The organism is Azospirillum fermentarium (genome assembly GCF_025961205.1).
GTDB classification, from domain to species: Bacteria; Pseudomonadota; Alphaproteobacteria; order Azospirillales; family Azospirillaceae; genus Azospirillum; species Azospirillum fermentarium.
The window spans coordinates 2,259,007-2,283,159 of record NZ_JAOQNH010000001.1 but is presented as its reverse complement, the minus strand read 5'-3'; the positions used below and the strand labels follow the sequence as shown (position 1 = coordinate 2,283,159).

Below are 24,153 nucleotides of genomic sequence, written 5' to 3'. Positions count from 1 at the left end.
CGGAACCCCACCATGCAGAACTCCGGTACCCGCAAACCCGGCGCCTTGGTCAGCACGGCCTGGCTGGCGGAACACCTGAACGACGCCGACCTGCACATCGTCGATGCCACCTGGGCCATGCCGGCCAGCGGCGCCGATCCCAAGGCGGCCTTCGCCGAACGGCACATCCCCGGCGCGGTGTTCTTCGACATCGACGCCATCGCCCGGCCCAACACCGATCCCCTGCCCCACATGCTGCCGTCCGCCGATGATTTCGCGGCCAAGGTCGGGGCGCTGGGGATCGGCAACGAGGATTTCGTGGTGTGCTACGACACCCACGGGCTGATGACCGCGGCGCGGGCGTGGTGGATGTTCCGCGTGTTCGGGCATGACCGCGTGGCGGTGCTGGACGGCGGCCTGCCCCAATGGATCGCTGATGGGCACGCCGTGGTGGGCGGCCAGCCGACCCCGGCGTTCAAGACCTTCACCCCCGCCTTCCGCCCCGAACTGGTGCGCAGCAAGGCCGATATGCTCGCCAACCTGACCAGCCGGCAGGAACAGGTGGTGGATGCCCGCGCCGCCGGGCGGTTCGACGGGTCGGTGGCGGAATCCTGGCCCGGCCGCCGCGCCGGCCACATTCCCGGCAGCCGCAACCTGCCCTTCACCGACCTGCTCGACCCGGCGACCAAGGTGGTTCTGCCCGCCGATCAGCTTCAGGGCAAGGTCGCCGGGGCCGGCGTGACGCTGGACCGTCCGGTGGTGGCGTCGTGCGGCAGCGGGGTCACGGCCTGCGTCCTGGCGCTGGGGCTGTATCAGTTGGGCAAGACCGATGTGGCGGTGTACGACGGGTCGTGGGCCGAGTGGGGCCTGCCCGGCGACACGCCCGTGGCCACCGGCCCCGCCGATTGACCGTTTCAGGACACATCACAGAGCATCATGGCTGAACGTTTCGAGTTGAAGCCCGGCAAGTCCGCGCCGGTGCCGCGCGGGCATCTGTCGGTCATCGTCACCTACCTGTCCATGGCCGCCCCGCCCGACCGGCCCCCCGTCCCCGCCCCGGCGGGGGCCGCGCGGCTGGAACTGCGGCGGGCCGACCCGCCCGGTGTCTCGTTTTACCGCTACCTCTACAACACGGTGGGTGAACCGTGGCTGTGGCATGAGCGGCGGCGGATGACCGATGCCGAACTGGCCCCCATCGTCACCGATCCGCGGGTGGAGGTGTGGGTTCTGTACGACGGCGGCACCCCCGCCGGCTATGTGGAGATCGACCGCCGCGACCCGGCGGCGGCGGACATCGCCTATTTCGGCATGCTCCCCGACTTCATCGGGCGCAAGCTGGGGCCGTGGCTGCTGGACCGCGGCATCCGCATGGCGTGGGACGGCGGGGCGGCGGCGCTGACCGTCAACACCTGCTCCTTCGACCACCCCCGGGCACTGCCGCTGTACCAGAGCCTGGGGTTCGTTCCGGTGCGCCACGTGACGCGGGTGGTGACCGATCCCCGGCTGCAAGGGGTGCTGCCGCGCGGCTGCGCCGCACACATCCCGCTGGCCGCGTCCTGACCCTTTCTTTCCCTTGGGCCGGGATCAACGCCCCGCCGACAGCCGCCGCAAGGCGGCTGCCACGGCGGGCAGCATCTCCCCCATGTCCTGGCAGAGAGCCGGGGAGAACACCCGGTGGCTGGGAAACCAGGGCCGCGTGCCGGTGCCGAGCCGGGTCCAGTCGTCCCGGCACAGCCGCCACACCGGCACCCCCAGCGCCCCGGCCAGTTCGCCGGCGGCGGTGGCCGGCACGATCACCAGATCCAGCGCCGCGATCAGCGCCGCCAGCCCCTCCAGGTCATTCTTCAGGTCCAGATGGGCGAAACGGTGGAGCGGGACACCCCAACGGTCCTCGGCCCGGCGGATCTCGTCGCTGCAATCGTCGTATTGCAGATTGACGAAGGAAATCCCCGGTACCGTCAGGATGGGCCCCCATTCCCGGACCAGATCGGTGTAGGCGTTGCGGCGGTAGGCGTCGATCTTCTGGCTGCGCCAGCCGATGCCCACCAGCAGCCGCCCCTGCCCCAGCGGCGCCAGATGCCGGCGCCACCACGCCAGCTTGAGCGGATCGGGCTGAAGATAGGCGGTGCGGGCGGGAACGCGGGCCAGACGGAACCGGCAGAGTTGCGGCAGCGATCCGGCGGGAATCTGCACGTCGGCGTCTCCCCGGCGCACCGGGCGCCCGACGGGGCGCAGGTCGGCCCAGGGAAACGACCTCCCGAACAGCCCCAGCAACCGTGGGTCGCATTCGATGGTCACCGGACTGTTCAGCCGCTCAAGATCCGGGTAGCAGGACGCGAAGAGAAGCTCGTCCCCCAGCCCCTGCTCCCGCCACACCACAAGCCGGCGCCCGTCCAACGCCGCCCCGTTCCAGCGCGGCATGGGGAAGGACAGCGACATGCCGACGGCGGCGAAACGGTGCTCGTAATGCCGCCATCCGGCGTCCAGAATCCCCCGCTTCAGATACGCCAGCCCGAGATTCCAATGGGCCGGCGCGAGGGACGGCATCAGCAGCGCCGCCCGGCGGAATCCGGCCTCCGCCTCTGAATCGGCAGTGCGGGCCAGGGCGGCGTAACCCAGGTTGACGTGAACCTGCGCCATGTCGGGCCGCAGGGCCGCGGCACGGCGGTAAAGCCCCTCGGCGGCGGTGACGCGCCCCTGCGCTTCCAGACAGCAGGCCAGGTTGAACAGATTGACCGCATCGGGACCACTCAGGCTCACGGCACGGCGCTGCAGCCGTTCTCCCGTGACGGCAGCGCCGCGGCGCTGCACCGCCAACCCCAGATACCCCCAGGCCTCCCCCAAGGCGGGTGCCAGGGCCAAAGCGCAACGGAAGTCCGCCTCCGCCCTTGGCGCATCGCCCAAGCCTTGATGAATCATCCCACGGTACAGCCACGGTGCGGCCGCGGACGGCGCGGTGGCCAGCGCCCGCCCGGCCATCCGCATTCCCTCCGCCACGCGCCCGCGGCGCTGGAACACCAGCCCCAGCACGCCCAGCGCCTGTGGCGAGTCCGGTGTCACGGACAGAGCCCGGCGGCACAGCCGCTCCGCCTCGTCGAGGCGGCCGGAGCGGAGCATCTGTTCCGCAGCCTGCTCCACCGACGGCGGAGCACCCCGGCGGACGGTCACGTCGGACCTTCCCATAAACACATCAGGCACGCTGCCGCCACCCCCGGATCGCACCGTCCTGTTTCATGGTGCCCCCCACATAATTCATTCGATGCCTTATTAAAGGTATTTTAGTCGCAGCTATTTCGCCTTTCACGAAATTTTTCCCCCGAGAAACATACTTGTGCGACAAATTACCATGGCATACAAAGCTAATCACCACCTATAGTCGATGCTAAAGACCAACCCCCTCAGGAAGCGGCGATCGTCATGGCGACCACAATCGAATTGAGCGGCGGGCACCAATTTATTGATACATATGATTTCGTGACGGTGATCGGCACCGATGGTGCGGATTCGATCACCCTCGGCCAGCATGTGCTCCATACCACCATTTATGATGTGGAGGCGGTGCAGGGATCCAGTGGGATAGACAGCGTTACTCTGGGCAATTCCGTTGATTTTCTGACCATCAGTGGTGTGGAACATCTTGCCGGCAGCAACGGCTACGATGCTGTGGCGCTGAGCGGAACCTCTTCCTTCCTGACGGTCCAGGGCATCGAATCCCTGACGGACCTGACCGGCACCAGTCAGGCGGTGGCGCTGGAAGGCGGCACGAACATCATCACCGTCCAGGGAATCGAAACGGTCCAGGGCGGCTACGGGTATGACGCCGTTATCCTGGGTGACGGCCAGACGGCGCTGACGATCACCGGATCGTACGCGGTCAAAGAGGTGGAGGCCGTGATCGGCAACGCCTCCTTCAACACCCTGACGATCCAGGGCAGCAGCAACGTAACCATGTCTTCGATTGAATCGGTTGTGGGTGACGGCTCATACCAGATGGTCACCCTGACCGGGAGCAGCAGCGCCGTCACCGTCAACGGGATCGAGGAGATCACCGGCACCGGCGGCTACGATGCGGTCATACTGGCCGGCGGCATCAACTTTCTGACCGTCCGCGGAATCGAATCCCTGACCGATGTCTCCGGCGCCTCACAGGCGGTGAGTCTGTCGGACAACAGCGTGAACCTGATCACCCTCAACGGGATCGAAATGGTTAACGGGGGCAGCGGGTACGATGCGGTCACCCTGACCGGCAGCACCGGCATCGTGACGGTCAGTGGCATCGAATCGCTGACCGACCTGTCCGGCAAGGCTCAGAAGGCGGTTCTTTCCGGTTATTATGGCAACACCCTGACCGTGAGCGGCATCGAGACGGTCCAGGGCGGTTATTCGGGAACCAATGTCATCACTCTGGCCAGCGGTCAGAGCGATCTGACGTACCAGAACGGCAGCTCCGGTGTTCGCAACATCATCATCGGCAACGCGTCCTTCAACACCCTGACGCTGATGGGTTCCTCGTCGGATGTGAACGTTTCGTCGATCGAATCGATCACCAGCGACTCCGGCTATCACACCGTCCGCCTTGCCGACGGCGGGGGCACCGTTTTCGTGTCCGGCCCCGGTATCCGGGAAATCCATGGCGGTGTCGGCGGCTATGAGGCTGCCATCCTGACCCACAGCATCGGCAACCTGACTGTCGGCAACCTCGAATATCTGACGGACTGGTCCGGCACCAACCAAACCGTCACCCTGGCCGGCGACAGCGCGAACATCCTGACCATCAGCGGGATCGAGACGGTGCACGGCGGCTACACGGACAACGCCGTCCGGCTGGGGGACTATCAGAACGATCTGACCTTCATCAGCTCCTCCAACGCCCATTCCATCATCGGAAACACCTCCTTCAACACCCTGACGCTCCAGGGCGGTTCCTCGACCATCACCGTTTCGTCCATTGAATCGATCGTCAGCCAGGGCAGCGGCTTCGATGTCCACCTTGCCAACGGCGGCAACACCGTCACCGTGGCCGGTATCGACACGGTGGCCGGCGGAACGGGGACCGATGTCGTCACCGTCGCTCCGGCACAGAGCTGGATCGCGGTGAAGAACGTGGAGGTTCTGAACGGCGGCGACGGCTATCAGACCGTGAATCTCATCGGCTCCTTCAATCAGTTGACCATCAACGGGATCGAAGAGATTTACCAGTCGTGGGAGACCGGAGGTCACAACACCGTCACGCTGGGCGGGACGCAGACATCCGTGACCGTAAAGGGCAACTACCAGATCATCGGCAACGACCAATACAACACGGTCACCATCACGGGCGGCGGCGACATCGGCGTCTCGAACGTCGAAAAGGTGGTGGACCAGGGCTATCCTTACTGGAATCCGGCGCAGTCCCTCACCCTCGGTTCGTCGGGCAACACCGTGTCCGTCTACAACATCGAAACCATCGTCGGCGGTGCCGGCTATGACGCCGTGAGCGTGGCCGGAAGCAACGGCTTCACCCTGCAGGTCAGCGATGTGGAATCGCTGGCGTCCGAAGACGGTGCATCGCGCAGCGTTTCGATCGTCGGCAACGCCTCCTCCATGACCATTCAGGGATTCAGCAATCTGTCGGGGGATTCCTCCTATCAGGCGGTCCATCTGACCGGCTCCAGCACCGTTCTCACCATCAACGGGATCGACGTGCTGTACGGCACGGAGGGAAGCGAGACCATCAACGTCTCCGACGGAAACGCCACCTTGATCGGCGGCGGCGGCGGGGACACGTTCAACATGCCCGGAACCGTCTGGAGCCCGCCCAGCCATCAGAGCATCGTCTACACCGCATCCACCGACGGTTCCGCCGCCGGAGTGAACAGCGGTTACGACACCATCTATAATTTCGATGCCGGTTACGACAGCATTGCCATTCAGACGGGTCCCCTGCTGTCCGAAATCGACAAGGGATCGTCGGGTCTGACGGTCACCAACCGGGCAGGTGGAACCGTGGATGCCTCCGGCGATGAGATCGTCATCCTGACCTCCGCCGTCAGCGGCTCCCTGACCGACAGCGGGTATCAGAACTTCCGCACGGCCTTGGGATCGTTGACCAACGACGGCACGGCCTCCCTGATCGTCGCGGCAAACAACGGTACGGACACCGGCATCTATCTGGTCAAGAGCAACGGCACCGGCGGGGTGGGTGCAGGGGAAGTGTCGCTTCTGGGCCTGGTGAGCGGGACCACCGGGCTGAGCGCCGACAACTTCAGCGTTTACAACACATAAGCATCCCCCACGGGGAAACGGCCCGGCGGGATGATCCCGCCGGGCCGCTCTGCTTTTCTTCGGACCGCTGAAAGGCCGACAGGCTCAGGTGAAGGGCCTGACCGTGTGGAGATGGTTCAGCGGCCCGTGCCCATGGCCCAGGCCCGGCGCCGTTTCGATGGCGATCTGCACATAGGTGCGCGCACGGGTCACCGCGTCCACCACGTTCAGCCCCTGGGCGATGCCGGCGGCGATGGCGGAGGCCAGCGTGCAGCCGGTGCCGTGGGTGTGGGGGGTGTGCAGGCGCGGGCTTTCAAACACCCGCTCCCCATCCTCGGTCAGCAGCAGATCCTGCAGCCGCTCCCCCTCCATATGCCCGCCCTTCAACAGAACCGCGCGGGCGCCGAAAGACAGGATCATGCCGGCGGCCCGCCGCATTTCGTCCAGATCGTGGATTGCCAGCCCGGTCAGCGCCTCGGCCTCCGGCAGGTTGGGGGTGACGATCTCGGCCAGCGGCAGCAGGCGCTTCTTCAGCGTCAGTTCCGCTTCCCTGGCCAACAGGGAATGTCCGCCCTTGGCCACCATCACCGGATCGACCACCAGCGGCACGTTCACCGCGCGGGTTTCATAGGTGGCGGCCACGGCCTCGATCACCTCGGCCGTGGCCAGCATGCCGACCTTGACGGCATCGGCGCCGATGTCGTCCAGCACCACCGCCATTTGCTGGACCACGAACGCCGGGTCGATGGGCAGAACGCCATGGACCCCCAGCGTGTTCTGCGCCGTCAGGGCCGTGATGGCCGTGGCGGCATAGGCGCCAAGGGCGCTGACCGCTTTGATATCCGCCTGAATTCCGGCCCCGCCGCCGGAATCGGACCCGGCAACGATCAGCACCCGACCTTTCATTTACGCCGCCTCTACCGTCTGTTCCTGGTTTACCGCCTGTTGAATGGCCGACACGATATCGCCCACCACGCTGTCCACCAATGTGGCATCGTCGCCTTCCGCCATGACGCGGATCAGGGGTTCGGTGCCGGATTTGCGGATCAGCAGCCGGCCGTTGCCGGCCAGCCGGGCCTCCCCGTCGCGGATGGCCTCGTTCACCGCGGGAACGGCCAGCGGCGCCGAGCCGGCGGCGAAGCGGACGTTGGTCAGCTTCTGCGGCACGGCATCGAACACCCGGCACACCGCGCTGGCCGCCCGGCCCGAGGTCTGAATCACCGCCAGCACCTGCAACGCGGCCAGGAGGCCATCGCCGGTGGTGGTGTAATCGCTGAGCACGATGTGCCCCGACTGTTCCCCGCCCACGTTGTAGCCATGCTCGCGCATGTGCTCAACCACATAGCGGTCGCCCACGGGGGTACGGACCAGTTCCAGCCCCAGCCCCTTCAGGTAACGCTCCAACCCCAGGTTGGACATGACGGTGGCGACCAGCCCGCCGCCCCGCAGCGTCTGTGCCTGGGCCCACGAGGTGGCGACGAGGCCCATCACCTGATCGCCGTCGATCTTGCGCCCGCCCTCGTCCACCATGATCAGGCGGTCGGCGTCGCCGTCCAGCGCGATGCCCAGGTGGGCGCCCTCGGCCACCACGCGGTCCTGCAGCGCCTTGGTGGCGGTGGCCCCGCAGCCGTCGTTGATGTTGGTGCCGTTGGGCGACACCCCCATGGGGATCACGTCGGCGCCCAGTTCGTACAGCACCTTGGGCGCCACCTTGTACGCCGCACCGTTGGCGCAATCGACCACGATCTTCAGCCCGTCGAGCCGCAGCCCGCGGGGGAAGGTGTTCTTCACATACTCGATGTAGCGGCCCGTGGCGTCGTCCAGCCGGCTGGCACGGCCCAGATCGGCGGATCCGGCGAGATCGGGGGCGAAGGGCAGCGCCATGCGCGCCTCGATCGCCATTTCCATCTCGTCCGACAGCTTGTAGCCGTCCGGGCCGAACAGCTTGATGCCGTTGTCCTGGTATGGGTTGTGGGAGGCGGAGATCATCACCCCCATGTCGGCGCGCAGCGAGCGCGTCAGCATCGCCACCGCCGGTGTCGGCAGCGGCCCCACCAGAACCACGTCCATCCCCATGGAGATGAAGCCGGCGGTCAGCGCCGGTTCCAGCAGATAGCCGGACAGGCGGGTGTCCTTGCCGATCACCACCCGGTGGCGATGGTCCCCGCGGCGGAACTGCAACGCCGTCGCCATCGCCACCCGCAACGCGATGTCCGCGGTCATCGGCTCGGTATTGGCCGTGCCGCGGATTCCGTCGGTGCCGAACAGGTGTCGCGTCATATGAAGATCCCTTGGGAAAATGGTGCGGTACTGTAACGCACAAAGCGTTATGAAAACACTTCTTGGGAATGGGGATGCCTGTGGTCAAGCGCCCTTTCGCACTGGCATGATCGGGGTAGGCCAACCGCTGCCCTTCCCGCCAGGATGCCCCCGATGCCCGTTCTGATCCGCGATGCCGGCCCCGGCGATCTCGATGCCATACTGACCGTCTACAACGACGCCGTGGTCAACACCACCGCCGTCTACACCGAAACCCCGCGCACCCCCGACGAGCAGCGGGCGTGGTTCGCCCTGAAGCAGGAGCAGGGCATGCCGGTGCTGGTGGCGGTGGATGACGCCGGGCATGTGGCCGGCTTCGCCAGCTACGGCCCCTTCCGCCCCTGGCCGGGGTTCCGCGGCACGGTGGAGAATTCGCTCTACGTGGACCCGGCCCGCCGCGGCCAGGGCATCGGCGGGCAACTGCTGGCCGCCCTGGTGGAGCGGGGCCGGGGCCAGGGCTTTCACGTCATGGTGGCCGGCATCGACGCCGACAACGCCACCAGCCTGTACCTGCACGCCCGCGCCGGCTTCACCGAAACCGCCCGCATGCCCGAGGTGGGGCAGAAGTTCGGGCGCTGGCTGACGCTGGTGTTCCTGCAAAGGGTTCTGTCGGAAGGGTAAGCGGTCTTTTTGTTTGGAACGGTTACAAAAACCTCCTGTTGGCTCGCAGGACCGGGGCGGACAGCCTCGGCCATGCCACGGCTTAACGGGAGGTTTGCTTCCATGTTCATGCACAACAAACGGCTGATGTACACCGTGCGCGTGTCGGAACCCGATCCGCGTCTGGCCAGCCTGATGCTGGAGCAGTTCGGCGGGCCGCAGGGCGAGCTGGCCGCCGCCATGCGTTATTTCACCCAGGGCATCGGCGAACTGGACCCCGGCCGCAAGGACATGCTGATCGACATCGCCACCGAAGAGCTGAGCCACCTGGAGGTCATCGGCAACATCGTCGCCATGCTGACCAAGGGGGTGAAGGGCAAACTGTCGGAAGGGGCGGAGGAGACCGCCGACCTCTATTCCACCATCACCGGCGGCGGCGAAAGCCACACCCTGTCGCTGCTGTACGGCGGCGGGCCGGCGCTGGTCAATTCCGCCGGGGTGCCGTGGACGGCGGCCTACATCGACACGCTGGGCGATCCCACCTGCGACCTGCGGTCCAACATCGCGGCGGAATCGCGGGCCAAGATCATCTATGAGCGCCTGATCAACGTCACCACCGATCCAGGCGTGAAGGACGCGCTGGGGTTCCTGATGACCCGCGAAGTGGCGCACCAGAAATCCTTCGAAAAGGCGCTCTATTCCATCGAAAACAATTTCCCGCCGGGCAAGCTGCCGGGCAATCCCGCCTACGCCGACAAATATTTCAACTCCAGCCAGGGCGAGGGCGACAGCCGCGGCCCGTGGAACGAGGGCGACCAGTGGCAGTACGTGGATTCGTTCGATGAACAGTGCGCCGTGGACGGCGGCGACGGCAACCCCACGGTCAAGCTGGCCGCCGCCGAGATGAAGGCCATCGAAAAGACCGCCAAGCGCACCATGTCGCGCACCGGCATCGACCCCACCACCGGGGCCGACCTCGGCGCCGGGCCGGGTGCCGGCACCACCAAGCCGGTCAAGGCGTAAGCGGCGGGGGGGCCGGCACCCGGCCCCCTCAATCCTTCCAGAAGCTGGGGATCAGCAGCACCAGCACGGTGAACACCTCCAGCCGGCCCAGCAGCATCGCCAGGCACAGCAGCCATTTGCCGGCGTCGGGCAAGGGGGCGAAGGTGCCCGACGGCCCGACCACCGGCCCCAGCCCGGCCCCTGCCCCGCCCAGTGCCGCGGCGACGGCGCTGGCCGCCGACAGGAAATCCACGTCCAGCGCCGCCATGGCCAGGGCCAGGATGCCGAACGACGCCATATAGGCGAAGGCGAAGTTGATCACGGAATCCACCACGTCCGGGTCCAGCGGCTTGTCGTTGTAGAGCGACACCAGCACCCGCCGCGGCTTCAGCATCCGCAGCATCTGATTGCGCATGGACTGGGCCAGGACCTGCCAGCGGAAAATCTTGATCGACCCGGTGGTGGAGCCGGTGCAGCCGCCGATGAAGAAGAAGAAAAAGAACGCCACGATGGCGAAGCTGCCCCACGCCGAATAGTCGGTGGACACGAACCCCGACGTGGTGATGACCGACGAGACGTTGAGCGCGCTGTGGGACAGGGCGTCCCAGAACGGCAGCCCCACCTTCAGCCAGGCCCACAGGGTCATGGCGGCGATGCTGACGCCCAGGATCTTCAGCATGGCCGACACCTGCCGGTCCAGCCGCGCGAACCCGCGGGTGTTGCGCAGCATGCGGATGTACCACGTCAGCGGCATCGCCCCGGCGACGATGCTGGCGGTGGCGGCCCACAGCACCGCGTGGGAATCGAAGAAGCCCAGCGAGCTGTCCTTGGTGGAGAAACCGCCGGTCGAAATCGACGCCATGGCATGGCACACGGCGTCGAACCAGTTCATCCCCGCCACCCGGAACAGCACCGCCGACAGGATGGTCAGGATCAGATAGGTCATGATGATGCCGCCCGCCGTGTCGGCGACGGTGGCGAAGGGCTTGTCGCTCTTGTCCGAGGATTCGGTGCGGAAAAGCTGCATGCCGCCCACCCGCAGGATGGGCAGCACGGCAATCGCCATGACGATGATCCCCACCCCGCCCAGCCAGCTCAGCAGCGACCGCCACAGCAGGATGCCCGGCGGGGCGTAATCCAGCCCGACGATCACCGTGCCGCCGGTGGTGGTCAGCCCCGACATGGCCTCGTAATAGGCGTCGGTGAAATCCATCTTCAGGCTGGAGAACAGGAACGGCAGGGCGCCGAACGTCGCCAGGATCACCCACGCCAGCACGGTCAGCAGGAACGTCTGGCGCACGCTGATGGTCTCGATCTCCCCCGCCGTGCCCAGGTACATGCCCCCCGACACCGCCAGCGTGGCGGCACTGGCGCCGACGAAGGCGGTCCAGTCGGGGTTGCCCACGGCGGCGTCGGCCAGCGCCGGGATCAGCATCCCCAGCCCCAGCACGGTCAGCAGCACGCCGATGATGTGAAAGACCGGGCGAAAGGTGATGCGTCCGTGCACGATGGCTCCAACCCCGTTCAGCCAAGCCTCTGTCCGGTTTGTCTAACGGAGGTAGGGCGCCCTGTCCACGCTTACGGCCCCTTGCGCCGCCGCCCGCCGCCCCGGCTCTTCTTGCCCCCGGCGGGGTCGGCGCCCGCCGGCACGCCGCGGCCGATGCGCCCGGTGGAGATGCCGATCTTGGGCAGGGCCTCGCCCTCCCCCTCCAGCCCCAGGTCCATGGCCTCCAGCCGGCGGAGTTCGTCGCGCAGGCGGGCCGCCTCTTCGAATTCCAGGTCGGCGGCGGCGGCCTTCATCCGCTTTTCCAGATCAGCGATCACACTCTTGAGGTTGTGCCCCACAAGCTGGGTATCGCCGGTGCCGGTCTTCACCGTCACGTGGTCGCCGCGCTCATAGACGCTTTCCAGAATGTCGGTGATGGATTTCTTGACGCTTTCCGGGGTGATGCCGTTGGCCTCGTTGTACGCCCGCTGCCGTTCGCGGCGGCGGTTGGTCTCGTCGATGGCGTACTTCATGCTGTCGGTGATCTTGTCGGCGTAGAGGATGGCCCGGCCCTCCACGTTGCGCGCCGCGCGCCCGATGGTCTGGATCAGCGAGGTCTTGGAGCGCAGATAGCCCTCCTTGTCGGCGTCCAGAATGGCGACCAGGGCGCATTCGGGGATGTCCAGCCCCTCGCGCAGCAGGTTGATGCCGATCAGGATGTCATAGGCGCCCAGCCGCAGGTCGCGGATGATCTCGATGCGTTCCAGCGTTTCCACGTCCGAGTGAATGTAGCGCACCCGCAAGCCCGCCTCGTGCATGTATTCGGTCAGCGCCTCGGCCATCTTCTTGGTCAGCGTGGTGACCAGCACCCGCTGGCCGCGGGCCGAGAGCTGCTTGCACTCGTCGATCAGATCGTCCACCTGGGTCTCGGTGGGGCGGATGATGACCTCCGGGTCGATCAGGCCGGTGGGGCGCACCACCTGTTCGGCGAAGACGCCGCCGGTGCGTTCCATCTCCCAATTGCCCGGCGTGGCGGAGACGAACACGGTCTGGGGCCGCATCGCCTCCCACTCCTCGAACTTCAGCGGGCGGTTGTCGGCGGCGGACGGCAGGCGGAAGCCGTATTCCGACAGCGTGGCCTTGCGCATGAAGTCGCCGCGGTACATGCCGCCGATCTGCGGCACCATCACGTGGCTTTCGTCCACGATCAGCAGCGCGTCGTTGGGCAGGTATTCGAACAGGGTCGGCGGCGGTTCCCCCGGCGCCCGCCCGGTCAGGTAGCGGCTGTAGTTCTCGATGCCGGCGCAGGCCCCGGTGGCGGCCATCATCTCGATGTCGAAGGTGGTGCGCTGCTCCAGCCGCTGGGCCTCCAGCAGCTTGCCGTCGCGGGTGAATTCCTCCAGCCGCAGCTTCAGGTCGCGCTTGATCTGCTGGATCGCCTGATGCAGCGTCGGCTTGGGCGTCACATAGTGGCTGTTGGGATAGACGCGCACCGCCTCCAGCGCCATCAGCTTCTCGCCGGTCAGCGGGTCGATCTCGTGAATCGCCTCGATCTCGTCGCCGAACAGGGAGATACGCCACGCGCGGTCCTCCATGTGGGCGGGGAACAGTTCCACCGTGTCGCCGCGCACCCGGAACAGCCCGCGCCCGAAGGCGGCGTCGTTGCGCTTGTACTGCAGTTCGGTCAGCGAGCGCAGCAGGTCGTTGCGGTTGACGAAGGTGCCGGCGCGCAGGTCCACCGTCATTTCCGAGTACGTCTCCACCGAGCCGATGCCGTAGATGCACGACACCGACGCCACGATGATCACGTCGTCCCGTTCCAGCAACGCGCGGGTGGCCGAGTGGCGCATCCGGTCGATCTGCTCGTTGATCGAGGATTCCTTCTCGATATAGGTGTCGGTGCGCGGAACATAGGCTTCCGGTTGATAATAGTCGTAGTAGGAGACAAAGTATTCCACCGCGTTGTTGGGAAAGAACGACTTCATCTCCCCATAAAGTTGTGCGGCGAGGGTCTTGTTGGGTGCCAGGATCAGCGTGGGCCGCTGCACCGTCTGGATCACATGGGCCATGGTGAAGGTCTTGCCCGAGCCGGTGACGCCCAGCAGCACCTGATCCCGCTCGCCGCGCACCAGCCCCTCGGTCAGTTCGGCGATGGCGCGCGGCTGGTCGCCGGCGGGTTCGAAGGGCGACACCACCTCCAGCCGCTTGCCGGGCATCAGCTTGGCCAGCGGCGGACGGGGCGGGGGCGGGTTGGTCAACACGGGGACGGCCATGATGGGATCACCACCCTTGCGGAAACGACGGGAGAACTGGTACGGAACAGGAACCGGAGCACTATGTCACCACCCGGCGGCGCACACCAGTCCCGTGAGGCGCCGGGGGCTCATGCGCCGCTCACCCGCGTTGCGGCGGGCGGGGCGTTGGCCTAGAGTTCCCCGCCCCATCGTCCCTTCCGCGAAGACCCGCGCGTGCCGCCCAGACTTGACGACAGGGTGCCGGCCTCCCTCTCCGGCCCGGCGCCCCACGATGCCTTTAAGGAACTGCGCAACGCGGCGCGGCGCTTCGCCGAATCCCGGATCGGCGACAGCGAGCGGCTGCGCTTCGCCCAGACCTTCGCCATGCTGGCGGTGGGGCATTACTGGCTGCTGACGGTGCCCGACACGCTGGCCCCGCCGTGGCCCGCCGGCCAGCCCAAGGGGGCCTTGCGCGCCGGGGAAAAGAGCCTGGCCCACGCGCTGGCCGACGTCGCCGCCGGGTTCGGGGTGACGGAGGCCGCCTATCTGCTGGGCTCCATCTACACCATCCTGCTGCCGCCGGGGTATCGGGGCGAACTGGGCGTGTTCTACACGCCCCCGGCCCTGGCCGAACGGCTGCTGGATCAGGCGGAAGCGGCGGGGGTGGACTGGACCACCGCCCGCGTGCTGGACCCGGCGTGCGGCGGCGGCGCCTTTCTGGCCCCCATCGCCCGGCGGATGGTGGCGGCCCTGGCCGACCGCACCCCGCGGGAACGGCTGGCCCATGTGGAACGCCACCTGTCGGGTTTCGAGATCGACCGGGTGGCCGCCTGGATGGCCGGGCTGTTCCTGGAGGCGTCCCTGGCCGCCGACATGCTGGCGGCGGGCCGGCGGCTGCGGCTGGACGGCATCACCGTGCGCAACAGCCTGACCCTGCCCGACGAGGCCATCGACACGGATGGCGGGTACGATCTGGTGATCGGCAACCCGCCCTATGGCCGCGTCACCCTGTCGGCGGAGGAGCGGCAACGGTGGGCGCGCGGCCTGTACGGGCACGCCAACATCTATGGCCTGTTCACCGATCTGGCGGTGCGGCTGGCCCGGCCCGGCGGGGTGGTGGGCTTCGTCACCCCCGCCGGATTCCTGGGCGGCGAGTATTTCAAGCACCTGCGCCGGCTGCTGGTGGACGAGGCGCCGCCGCTGTCCATCGACTTCGTGGACACCCGCAAGGGCGTGTTCGCCGACGTGCTGCAGGAAACGCTGCTGGCCGTCTACCGCCGCGGCGGGACCGCGGGGGATGTGCGGGTGTCGTTCCTCAGCGCCCGCGAACAGGGGGGGGCGCTGGTGAAGCCGGGCGGCACCTATGCCCTGCCCGCCGATCCGTCGCGGCCCTGGACCCTGCCCCGCCACGAAAGCCATGTGCCGCTCGCCCGCCGCCTGTCGGCCCTGCCCCACCGGCTGGCCGATCTGGGGTACGAGGTGTCCACCGGACCGCTGGTGTGGAATAGGCACAAGGACAAGCTGCACGACCGCCGGGCGCGCGGCGCCATCCCGGTCATCTGGGCCGAATGCGTGGCGTCCGACGGGTCGGGCCGGTTCGAGTTCAAGGGGGCCACCCGCAACCACCGCCTGTGGTTCACCCCCGGCCCGCGCGACCAGTCCAACGTGGTGCGCCGCGCCTGCGTGCTGCTGCAACGGACCACCGCGCTGGAGCAGGCCCGCCGGCTGATCGCCGCCGAACTGCCCCAGTCGTTCATCGACGAGCACAAGGGGGCGGTGTCGGTGGAAAACCACTTGAACATGATCCGCCCCGCCGCCGGGACCACCCCGGTGGTGCGTGCCTCCACCATCGCCCGGCTGCTGAACAGCGAGGCGGCGGATCTGGCCTTCCGCTGCATCAACGGCACACCCGCGGTGTCGGCGTACGAGGTGGAAGCCACCCCCATCCCCGCCCCCGCCGACATGCTGCGCATCCAGGCGCTGATGGACACAGGCGCTGACCATGCCGCGGTCGAGGCCCTGATCTGGAAGGTGTACGGCCCATGAGCCATCTGCCCCACCTGCCCCTGTTCCCGCCCGAGCTGCCGGCCCTGGTGCCGGTGGAGGTGATTCAGGAGCGGCTGCCCGTCATCTTCCCCGAGGGCATCGCTGATCACAACTATGTCGTGCGCAAGATGGCGGCGCGCACCATCTTTGCCATGCTCTACATCGGGGCGGTGGAGAACGGCGGCGTGTGGCTGGCCCCGCGGCAGGTCTGCCGCATGAGCGATGCCCAGGCCGTCTTGACCGAACCGCGGGAGCGGGCGTCGTTCGCCGACGAGTCCGTACGCCCCGGTTTCCAGGCGCTGGGCAAGCCGTGGTACAAGGACAACACCCGCGAACCCATCCGCGACGAAACCCTGCGCCAGGGGCTGCTGACCAACAACGCGGTGATCCAGCGCGAGGGGGTGTCCACCACCAGCAGCCTGGGCCGCTACGCGCTGCGCGCCAGCTTCGCCGCCGTCGTCACGGCGGGGGAAGAGGACTTCCCGGCCCTGGCCGCCGCCTGGACCGAACAGAACCTGCGCCCGGACCAATTGGCCCGCGTGCGCATCCTGCGCACCCGGGTCGCCGACCGCGACGCGGTGGAGGTGCGCCTGCCCAGCGGCGGCAGCCGGATGATGGCCCCCGGCCTCAGCTCCCAGATGGCCAAGGCGGTGATCGAGGACTTCGCGCCCCGCCACCTGCGCCAGCCCGCCGTGCTGTGGATCAGCGAGAGCGGGGCCAAGGTGGTGGCGCAGGACGACGCGCTGATGCGCGACATCGGCCTGCCCATCGACCAGCAAAAGCTGCTGCCCGACGTGGTTCTGGCCGACCTGGGCGCGCCGGAGATTTTGGTGGTGTTCGTGGAGATCGTCGCCACCGACGGCCCGGTGACCGAGGACCGCAAGGCCGAATTGCTGGCCATGACCCGGCGGGCGGGCTTTGCCGACCGGCAGGTGGTGTTCGTCAGCGTGTTCGAACACCGCGGTGCCGCCCCGGCCAAGGCGCGGCTGTCGGCGGTGGCGGTGGACGGCTATCTGTGGTTCATGGCCGAACCCGACCTGCTGCTCAGCCTGCGCACCAACGCGGGCTTCATCGGGTAGGGCCGGCGCCCTTACCCTTCCCGCCCGCCGCCGGTCTGACGGCGGCGGTTGTTGAGCGCGGCCAGGAAGGCGCTGCCGGCCTGGGCCGAGGGCGCGGCGGGCACGGGCTTGCGCACGGGCGTCCCGAGGAAGCCGCCCACCCGGTGGCGCAGTTCCACCGTGTCGCGGGCGGCATTGTCGGCGTCCGCCGCCACCTGCCGCCGAACGGCGGGGTCCAGCGTGTTGAAGGCGCGGGTGGCGAATTCGAACGCGGGCTGCGATTTGGTGGCGATAACCTGCCGCAGGGCCTTGGACACCAGAACGGTGTCGAGCGCGCCTTGCGCCGACACGCCGTCCAGAACATCGGCCAGAATGCCGATGGCCTGCAGCGTCTGGCTGTCGTCGAGGGAGAAGGTCTCCATAATACCCCGAATTTTTGCCCCTTGCGGTCCGCCTGACTATGGCGAAGAGAAACCGGCGCGGCAAGCCACGAAATCACATCGGATTACACCATTCGATCATGAAAAAAAGGTTTAACGGCCGCCGTGGTTCACCAGCGCCACCCCGCTTGCCGCCACCGCCATGCCCACCAGGGCCGGGACGCCCAGTTGTTCCCCGAACAGGCCCCAGGCGATCAGCGCCGTGACCGGCGGCGTCAGATAGAACAGGCTGGCAACCCGCGCCGCCGCCCCCCGGCGGATCAGCAGGAACAGCAGGAAGATAGCCCCCACCGACAGCACCCCCGCCAGCCACGCCAGGGCAAAGACGAACTCCCCGGTCCACCGCACCTGCATGGTTTCCAGCGCCGGGGCCAGCACCGCCAGCACGGCGGCGGTGGCGCCATACTGGATGGCGGTGCCGCTGCGCAGATCCATGCCGGTGCCGTGCCGCTTCTGATAGACGGTGCCCAGCGTGATGCCCAGCAGCGCCATCAGGGCCAGCGCCAACCCGGCCACATGGCCGGCGTCGAAACGGATCTTCTCCCACACCACCAGCGCCACCCCGGCCAGCCCCAGCAGCAGCCCGGCCCATTGCCGCCCGCTGACCCGCTCGCCCAGGAACGGCCCGGCGATGGCGGCGGTCAGCAGCGGCTGAAGCCCGACGATCAGCGCCGTCACCCCGGCGGGCAGCCCGTGGTCGATGGCGGCGAACACCCCCGACAGATAGACGCCGTGAACCAGCAGCCCGGCCAGCGCGATGCGCCCGGCCTCCCCCCAGCTTTTGGGCCAGGGGGCGCGGGCGGCCAGCGCCACCCCGGACAGCACCACGGCCACCAACCCCAGCCGGATCAGCAGGAAGGTCAGCGGCTCGGCATAGGGAAGGCCGAACTTGGCGCCGATGAACCCCGTGCTCCACAGCAGCACGAAGACGGCCGGCATCACGGACGCGGGCACCATCAGGACGCGCTGCCCGCGGTCTGGGGATCATCGGCCTTCGCCTCATCCTCCACGGGCGGCGGCGTGGGGAAGCGGCGGGCCTCCGCCACCTCCTGGATATGGGCGCGCAGGTCGGGATCCTTTTGCAGGAAGCGGCGGAAATCGCGCTCGTCCAGTTGCAGCAGTTGGCAATAACCGATGGCCCGCACGTCGGCGTTGCGCGGCTTGCGGCTCAGCAGCGCCATTTCGCCGAAGAAATCGCCGGTGCCCAGCTTCACCGGCTCGTCCAGGCCGGGGACCAGCACATGCACGGCACCGGACGCGACGAAGAACATCGCCTCCCCCCGCTCGCCGCGGCGCACGATCATCTCGCCGGGCAGCACCAGACGCGGCTTCAGCAGCTTGGCGATGGCCTCCAGCCGGTCGGGGGCCAGACCGGAGAAAATGGGCACCCGCGACACCAGTTCCGGCAATTCCAGCTTCAGATCCAGTTGCGGGGTGGCGTCCAGCAGGCGGCGGCGCTCGTCCAGATCGCCCTTCAGCGCGTTCAGCACCTCCTGCGTGATGATGGATTCGCTGTGGAGCAGGCGGTAATCCGCCTCCTCCATCCGCAGGGCGGCACGGCCGAGATAACGGTTCTGCAACACCAGGGAGTAATCGGGGTATTGCAGCTTCAGCGCGGTCAGCGCCTGCTCCACCTCGTCCAGGCGCACGGCCATCAGGCCGCACAGTTCGGTGGTGGCGTCAGCCCCCAGAACCCGCGACAGCCGCTCCTCGCAGAAGGGAATGAGTTCGCCCAGCACCAGACGGACTCCCATCAGCACCTCGAACCGCATGGCCAGCCGGCGGGCCAGCGGCTTGTGCAGGCCGAAGCGGCGGTGCAGCCAGCTTGCAAAGCGCATCCAGCGGGAAAAGGCGATGAAGGGCGTTTCCGCCGCGCGGTAGCCGTTGCGACCATGGGTGCGCACGGCGTCCAGCATGCCGGCGGTGCGCCCGCCCAGCAGTTCCGCCACCCGGCGGGAGATGATGCCCTCGCCGAAATGGAGGTAGTACAGCTCCTCCTCCCGCGACACCAGGATGACGAGACCGATGGTCACCCGCTCGTCGGTGGACAGCGGGGACGCGGCCCCCGAGCCTTCGCGGTCGATGGCGTCCAGCCGCTCCTTGTACTGGTTCAGCAGCGAGGTGCTGGCCGCCTCGTCCAGGCGGTATTTGCGCGCCGCCGACGACAGCCGTTCGCTGACCGAGGTCAAGGACAGCGCCAGCGCCCGGTTGCGCATGGCCGCTTCCACCGGGGTCAGCTTGTCCAGCCCCAGCACGCCGATCAGCCAGCGCAGCGTCGTGCCGTTGACGAACAGGGTGAAGAACACGAAGCCGGTGGCCAGAACCGCCACGAAATCCTGCACCCGGTCGGGGATGCCGGTCTTTTCCGTGACCGCCAGCGCCAGCGCCAGCGACACCGCCCCGCGCAGGCCGCCCCAGGTCATCACCGTCATGTACGACCCGCTGACCCGGTGGGCCAGCCCGACGCCGGACAGGATGGGCAGCAGGCCGAACAGGGTGGCCGCCCGCGCGCCGAACGCCGCCAGGATCACCACCACCAGCAGCCCCAGATGCTCCCACCCCATGTTCTTGAGGGATTCCGGCACCACCAGGGCGGCCAGCAGGAAGATGAGGGAATTGGCCCAGAACCCGAGTTGCTTCCACACATCCTCCAGCGCCCCCCAGGTGGCGGGGGAAATGCGGGTGCGCCCGACCGACCCCACCACCAGCGCCGCCGCCACCACCGCCACCACGCCCGACACGCCCACGTAATGTTCGGCGAGCACGAAGGTGAGATAGGCCAGCGCCACCGTCAGCGTGATCTCGGCCATGGGCTGTTCGTGCATGGGCATGACCAGCAGGCACAGGATGCGCCCGCAGACATAGCCCACCACCATGCCGCCGATGAAGTTCTTCAGGAACAGCCCCGCGGCGACCATGGCCCCGCCGGCCCCGTGGTTGGTGATCATCGCCAGCAGCAACGCGAACAGCGCGATGGCGGCGGCGTCGTTCAGCAGGCTTTCGCCCTCCACCAGCATGGTCAGGCGCCGCGGCGCCCCCAGCTCGCGGAAGATGCCGATCACCGCCGCCGGATCGGTGGTCGCCAGGATGGCGCCCAGCAGCAGGCACGACACCAGGCTGAAGCCGCTGACCATCCACAGGGCGTACCCGACGGCGAAGGTGCAGATGAACACCGCCACCACGGCCAGCAGCAGGATGGGGCCGATGTCCTCCAGCAGGTGGCGGACGTTGACCACCAGCGCCGTTTCAAACAGCAGGATCGGCAGGAACAGGTACAGCAGCGCTTCCGACGACAGGTCGAACCCCGACAGCGAGCGGAAGAAGTCGCTGACCGGGCCCAGGCTGTCCATGCCGGCGCCGATCTGCACCGTGCCCCCCAGCACCACCCCCACCACGGCCAGAAGCACGGTGTAGGGCACGCCCAGACGCTTGGCCAGCGGCGGCAGGAAGCTGATGAGCGCCAAAAGCCCCGCAACACCGAGGACATAGAAAACGACGTTGTGCATGGCCCCTCTGTGCCGGCCGGATGGGACGGAAATTCAGCGGGCAAACCTATCGCCGCGAGGGGGAGCGGAGCAAGACGGCGATGGTGAAAAAACTGTGAGATGGGGTGGATTTCCGCCCTTTACCGCGGCAATCCGTGTTTATACGGACCCCCTGGATATCGAGGGAGACAGCGGAAACAGGGCGGTGATGCGGAAACCCGTCCGGTCGTTGCGGTTGCCCGCCTCCACCGTGCCGCCCAGCGCCTCGATGTTCCGGCGCACGATCCACAGGCCGATGCCGAAATGGGGCTCCCCCGCCTCGCCCGCCGCCGGCATCCCCTGCCCCGGAGCGCGGTGGGAAACGTAGCGTTCGAAGATCCGCGGCAGGACGGCGGGGTCCACCCCCGGCCCCTCGTCTTCCACCGTCAACGCCGCCATCGCGCCCCGGCGTTCCAGGGTGATGGTCACCGTGCCGCCGGGGGGGGAGAAGCTGAGCGCGTTTTCCACCAGATTGTCGATGACGGTCTCCAGCGCCTCCACCCCCGCACGCACCGTCAGGCCGGGGGTGATGCGGGTGCCGATGGTCTGGGCGCGGGCGGCCAGTTGCGGCACGGTGGCGGCGGCCATCCGCTCGACCAGCGCCGACAGGTCCAGGCGGCGGCGGTTGTCGGGGGCCAGCAGGTCCGCCGCCGCCTCGTCCATGCGGCGGGCGTGGCCGACCAGCCCGTCCAGCTTGTCGAGCGAGGCTTCGATCAGTGCCAGCGCGCGGGCCGGCCGGGTATCGGCGGGGTCGATGGTGCGGCGCAGCGGCTCCACCGCCTGCCGGATCACCGCGATGGGGGTCTTGAAGGCGTGGGCGTTGTCCTCCGCCGCCTGCCGCAGGGCCTGGGCCGACTGGCGCAGCGTGTCCACCAGCCGGTCGAAATCCGCCGCCACCCCGGCCAGTTCCGGCACGCGGGTGCGCTGGGAAAAGCGCCCGGCGCCGCTGTCGCCGTCGGCCATGGCCCGTGCGGTGACGCGGAACTGCTGGAGCGTGCGCCACAGCCCGGCCATCACCGCCAGCACCAGGGCCGCCATGACCGCATAGACCAGGGCCGCCGCCTGCACCGCCGGGGTCTCCCAATAGGGCCGCCCCAGCGACGATCCCACCAGCGCCGCCGTCGCCGTGCTGGTCACCAGCGCCCAGCAGCCGGCGGGCGTGTCCATGGGCGTGATGGAGGTCAGGATTTCCTGATCCCCGCCCGACCGCTCCACCCGCAGGGCCAGCGGCGTGCGCCCGGCACAACTGGTGCCCAGCCGGTTCAGAACCCCCTGCTCCAGCAGCCGTTCCCGCTCCCCATCCAGGTCCGCCGCCGGAACCGGGGGGGAGGACGCCACATAGAAAAACCCGTCCTGCCCCACCGGCGGCGTCGGCCGCAGCAGCAGGCGCAGACGGGTGTGTTCGTCGGCGAAGCGGCCCAGCACCTCCCCCAGCCGCCGCAGGTCGGGGCTCGGCAGGCCGGCGCGGGCCAGTTCCGGTTCCAGCGCGCGGGCGATCAGTTGCCCCTGCCGCTGGGCGTTGGCCAGCAGCAGGGCGTGGGTGGCGTCGTCGGCGCGGCGGAAATGGTCGAAGATCAGCACCGGCACCGCCAGGAACACCACCGCCAGCAGCGCCAGCCGCCCGGCCAGCGACTGGACGATGGGGGAATGGACGATGCGGCCCACGCGCCGGTTACTCCGCGGCTTCCTCAAGCGCGCTCTCCTCGTCGGTCCGCCCGGCGGCCCCCGGCGTGGCCCCCCAGCGGTAGCCGAAGCCGGGGTAATTGCCGATGGCGTCGAAATCGCCGTCCGCCGACCGGAATTTCTGCCGGATGCGCTTGATGAAGGCACGCACATTGGCGCGGTACCCCGAAGGGCCATAGCCGGCGACGAAGCCCTTGCCGTGAACGAGGTCGTAGATCTCGCGGTAGGACACATCCTCTTCCGGCTGCCCGGCCATCAGCCGGACGATGTTGAATTCGGTCAGGGTCAGGTCGATGCGCTGCCCCTTCCAATAAGCGCGGCTGGTGTCGAGCCGCAGTTCCAGCGCCCCCAGCCGGTAGACGTCGGGGGCGTCGCTGCGGGTGTCCTCCACCGCCGTCTTGGTGCCGGCCAGGATGAGCTGCATCCGCTTCAGGAGGATGGGCAGGCTGCGGGATTTCTCCACGAAATCCATGGCGCCGCCGGACAGGGCGGCCTCCTCGTAGATCTGTTCCGACAGGTGGGTCAGGAAGATCACCGGCGTGTCGATGCCCTGGGCACGCATGCGCCGCAGCACCTCCAGCCCGTCCATCTTCGGCATCCGCCAGTCCAGCAGCACGATGTCGGCGCGCTTGTCCTCCAGCAGATAGGCCAGCGCCGGTTCACCGCGGTCGAAGGGAACCACGTCATACCCTTCGTCGGCCAGATTGAGGCCCAGGGATTCCCGGAACAGGTCGTCGTCATCCACCAGCAGAACGCGCAGGCGGGCGGAAGCGTTGGCGGCGGCAACGGGGGTCGTCAGCACGGCGTTCGTCATGGCGGTCAGTTCCCTTTTTGGGCAGCGAGACGGGCAAGGCATTGGGCGGAATCCCCGCCGCCGCTGCCGGCATCCGTGGTTTCGAAGGACAGCGTGCGGAAGTCATGGGCGTTGACGTCCATGAAGAAGAACAGCCGGAGCCCGCACTCTCTTCCGCCGTAATCCCACACGATGGCCGACGCCTCTTCGGTGGTGGCGGTGGGCGCGCCCAGCAGCGCGCGGGCTTCCTGCTGGCTGATGCCGACCAGGGAGAGCGGGGCCGCCGGAGCCGGCGTGCCGCCGGGGGCGGTGTCGGGTACGGAAATGGCCGCAGGGGCGATGGGGCTGCGCGGCGGGGCGGGGACGATCTTGGGCCGGGCCGCGGCGGTCGGCGGCGCCGCTACGCGGGCGGGTGGCGGCGGGGTGGGGACCGTGGCCCCCGGACAGGCGGTCAGCACCAGAACCGCCGCCGCCAGCAGCCCGGCACGCAGGCCGCGGCGCCCGGACGGACGGCACGGCTGGGGGGATGGAACGGCGGTGGTGATCATGGCCCTGCCCTCAAAGCAATCCAGATGGGAAGCTGGTATTTTACGGGTCAAGTCCCCGGTTGTTCCCCGCTTCCGATGGGCCGATCACAATCCCTTTTGGTTAAGCGTCGGTTAAATGACCGATTTGTACCCCCTTTTTGCACCCATGTTTCGTCACTTTTTGGTCCAATGCTCCAGCTTACGCTTGACCTTTTTCAA

The 24,153-nt window shown here is 68.0% G+C and carries 18 protein-coding genes; 7 read left to right on the top strand and 11 right to left on the bottom strand.

Translation table 11 applies throughout. From position 1 onward, the window contains the following. Nucleotides 1-12 precede the first annotated feature (12 nt). Nucleotides 13-888 (top strand): 3-mercaptopyruvate sulfurtransferase, encoded by an 876-nt coding sequence (sseA, locus tag M2352_RS10795; RefSeq protein WP_264664492.1) that lies wholly within the window; start codon nt 13-15, stop codon nt 886-888. Between the two features lie 27 nt (nt 889-915). Then, a complete protein-coding gene (locus M2352_RS10790; protein ID WP_264664491.1) occupies nt 916-1,539 on the top strand; it encodes a GNAT family N-acetyltransferase in 624 nt (207 codons plus the stop codon). Nucleotides 1,540-1,563: 24 nt separating this feature from the next. Here the strand turns inward: M2352_RS10790 and M2352_RS10785 are convergent, their stop codons facing one another. After that, nucleotides 1,564-3,147 carry a tetratricopeptide repeat protein gene (locus M2352_RS10785; RefSeq protein ID WP_264664490.1) on the bottom strand — a complete coding sequence of 528 codons (1,584 nt, stop codon included), beginning with the start codon at nt 3,145-3,147 and terminating at the stop codon, nt 1,564-1,566. 249 nt (nt 3,148-3,396) lie between these two features. Here M2352_RS10785 and M2352_RS10780 point away from each other — a divergent pair, with 249 nt between their 5' ends. Next, on the top strand, nt 3,397-6,243 hold the full coding sequence (locus M2352_RS10780; protein WP_264664489.1) for a beta strand repeat-containing protein: 2,847 nt from the start codon (nt 3,397-3,399) through the stop codon (nt 6,241-6,243). A gap of 84 nt (nt 6,244-6,327) precedes the next feature. Here M2352_RS10780 and thiD read toward each other — a convergent pair whose 3' ends face one another. Beyond that, entirely contained in the window at nt 6,328-7,128 is an 801-nt protein-coding gene (gene thiD, locus M2352_RS10775) for a bifunctional hydroxymethylpyrimidine kinase/phosphomethylpyrimidine kinase (protein WP_264664488.1), read from the bottom strand. After that, entirely contained in the window at nt 7,129-8,502 is a 1,374-nt protein-coding gene (gene glmM / locus M2352_RS10770) for a phosphoglucosamine mutase (RefSeq protein ID WP_264664487.1), read from the bottom strand. Between the two features lie 153 nt (nt 8,503-8,655). Here glmM and M2352_RS10765 point away from each other — a divergent pair, with 153 nt between their 5' ends. Both M2352_RS10765 and M2352_RS10760 read left to right on the top strand, forming a co-directional pair. Continuing rightward, nucleotides 8,656-9,162: a GNAT family N-acetyltransferase gene (locus M2352_RS10765; protein ID WP_264664486.1), complete on the top strand. Its 507-nt coding sequence runs from the start codon at nt 8,656-8,658 to the stop codon at nt 9,160-9,162. A 102-nt stretch (nt 9,163-9,264) separates the two neighbouring features. Further along, nucleotides 9,265-10,164 carry a manganese catalase family protein gene (locus M2352_RS10760; RefSeq protein WP_264664485.1) on the top strand — a complete coding sequence of 300 codons (900 nt, stop codon included), beginning with the start codon at nt 9,265-9,267 and terminating at the stop codon, nt 10,162-10,164. A 28-nt stretch (nt 10,165-10,192) separates the two neighbouring features. Here the strand turns inward: M2352_RS10760 and M2352_RS10755 are convergent, their stop codons facing one another. Then, the gene (locus M2352_RS10755; RefSeq protein ID WP_264664484.1) at nt 10,193-11,650 is read right to left on the bottom strand and encodes a TrkH family potassium uptake protein; all 1,458 of its coding nucleotides are present in this window, start codon (nt 11,648-11,650) and stop codon (nt 10,193-10,195) included. Between the two features lie 71 nt (nt 11,651-11,721). Beyond that, nucleotides 11,722-13,902 (bottom strand): excinuclease ABC subunit UvrB, encoded by a 2,181-nt coding sequence (gene uvrB, locus M2352_RS10750; protein WP_406567245.1) that lies wholly within the window; start codon nt 13,900-13,902, stop codon nt 11,722-11,724. Between the two features lie 195 nt (nt 13,903-14,097). Between uvrB and M2352_RS10745 the strand changes: the two genes are divergently transcribed. Further along, entirely contained in the window at nt 14,098-15,909 is a 1,812-nt protein-coding gene (locus tag M2352_RS10745; RefSeq protein ID WP_264664483.1) for an HsdM family class I SAM-dependent methyltransferase, read from the top strand. Continuing rightward, nucleotides 15,906-16,988: a BsuBI/PstI family type II restriction endonuclease gene (locus M2352_RS10740; protein ID WP_264664482.1), complete on the top strand. Its 1,083-nt coding sequence runs from the start codon at nt 15,906-15,908 to the stop codon at nt 16,986-16,988. The genes M2352_RS10745 and M2352_RS10740 overlap by 4 nt, the downstream gene beginning before the upstream one ends. 11 nt (nt 16,989-16,999) lie before the next feature. On the opposite strand, the gene M2352_RS10735 is transcribed toward M2352_RS10740, so the two are convergent. The 6 genes from M2352_RS10735 to M2352_RS10710 all read right to left on the bottom strand — a co-directional run bounded on the left by M2352_RS10735 (nt 17,000) and on the right by M2352_RS10710 (nt 23,955). Continuing rightward, nucleotides 17,000-17,389, bottom strand: coding sequence for a hypothetical protein (locus M2352_RS10735; RefSeq protein WP_264664481.1), 390 nt, complete (start codon nt 17,387-17,389; stop codon nt 17,000-17,002). A 111-nt stretch (nt 17,390-17,500) separates the two neighbouring features. Further along, the gene (locus M2352_RS10730; protein WP_264665337.1) at nt 17,501-18,346 is read right to left on the bottom strand and encodes a DMT family transporter; all 846 of its coding nucleotides are present in this window, start codon (nt 18,344-18,346) and stop codon (nt 17,501-17,503) included. Between the two features lie 17 nt (nt 18,347-18,363). Next, nucleotides 18,364-20,913 carry a cation:proton antiporter gene (locus M2352_RS10725; protein WP_264664480.1) on the bottom strand — a complete coding sequence of 850 codons (2,550 nt, stop codon included), beginning with the start codon at nt 20,911-20,913 and terminating at the stop codon, nt 18,364-18,366. A 138-nt stretch (nt 20,914-21,051) separates the two neighbouring features. Then, nucleotides 21,052-22,596 (bottom strand): sensor histidine kinase, encoded by a 1,545-nt coding sequence (locus tag M2352_RS10720; protein WP_264664479.1) that lies wholly within the window; start codon nt 22,594-22,596, stop codon nt 21,052-21,054. A 7-nt stretch (nt 22,597-22,603) separates the two neighbouring features. Beyond that, nucleotides 22,604-23,428 (bottom strand): response regulator transcription factor, encoded by an 825-nt coding sequence (locus tag M2352_RS10715; protein ID WP_264664478.1) that lies wholly within the window; start codon nt 23,426-23,428, stop codon nt 22,604-22,606. A gap of 5 nt (nt 23,429-23,433) precedes the next feature. Next, a complete protein-coding gene (locus M2352_RS10710; protein ID WP_264664477.1) occupies nt 23,434-23,955 on the bottom strand; it encodes a hypothetical protein in 522 nt (173 codons plus the stop codon). Between the last annotated feature and the right edge of the window lie 198 nt (nt 23,956-24,153).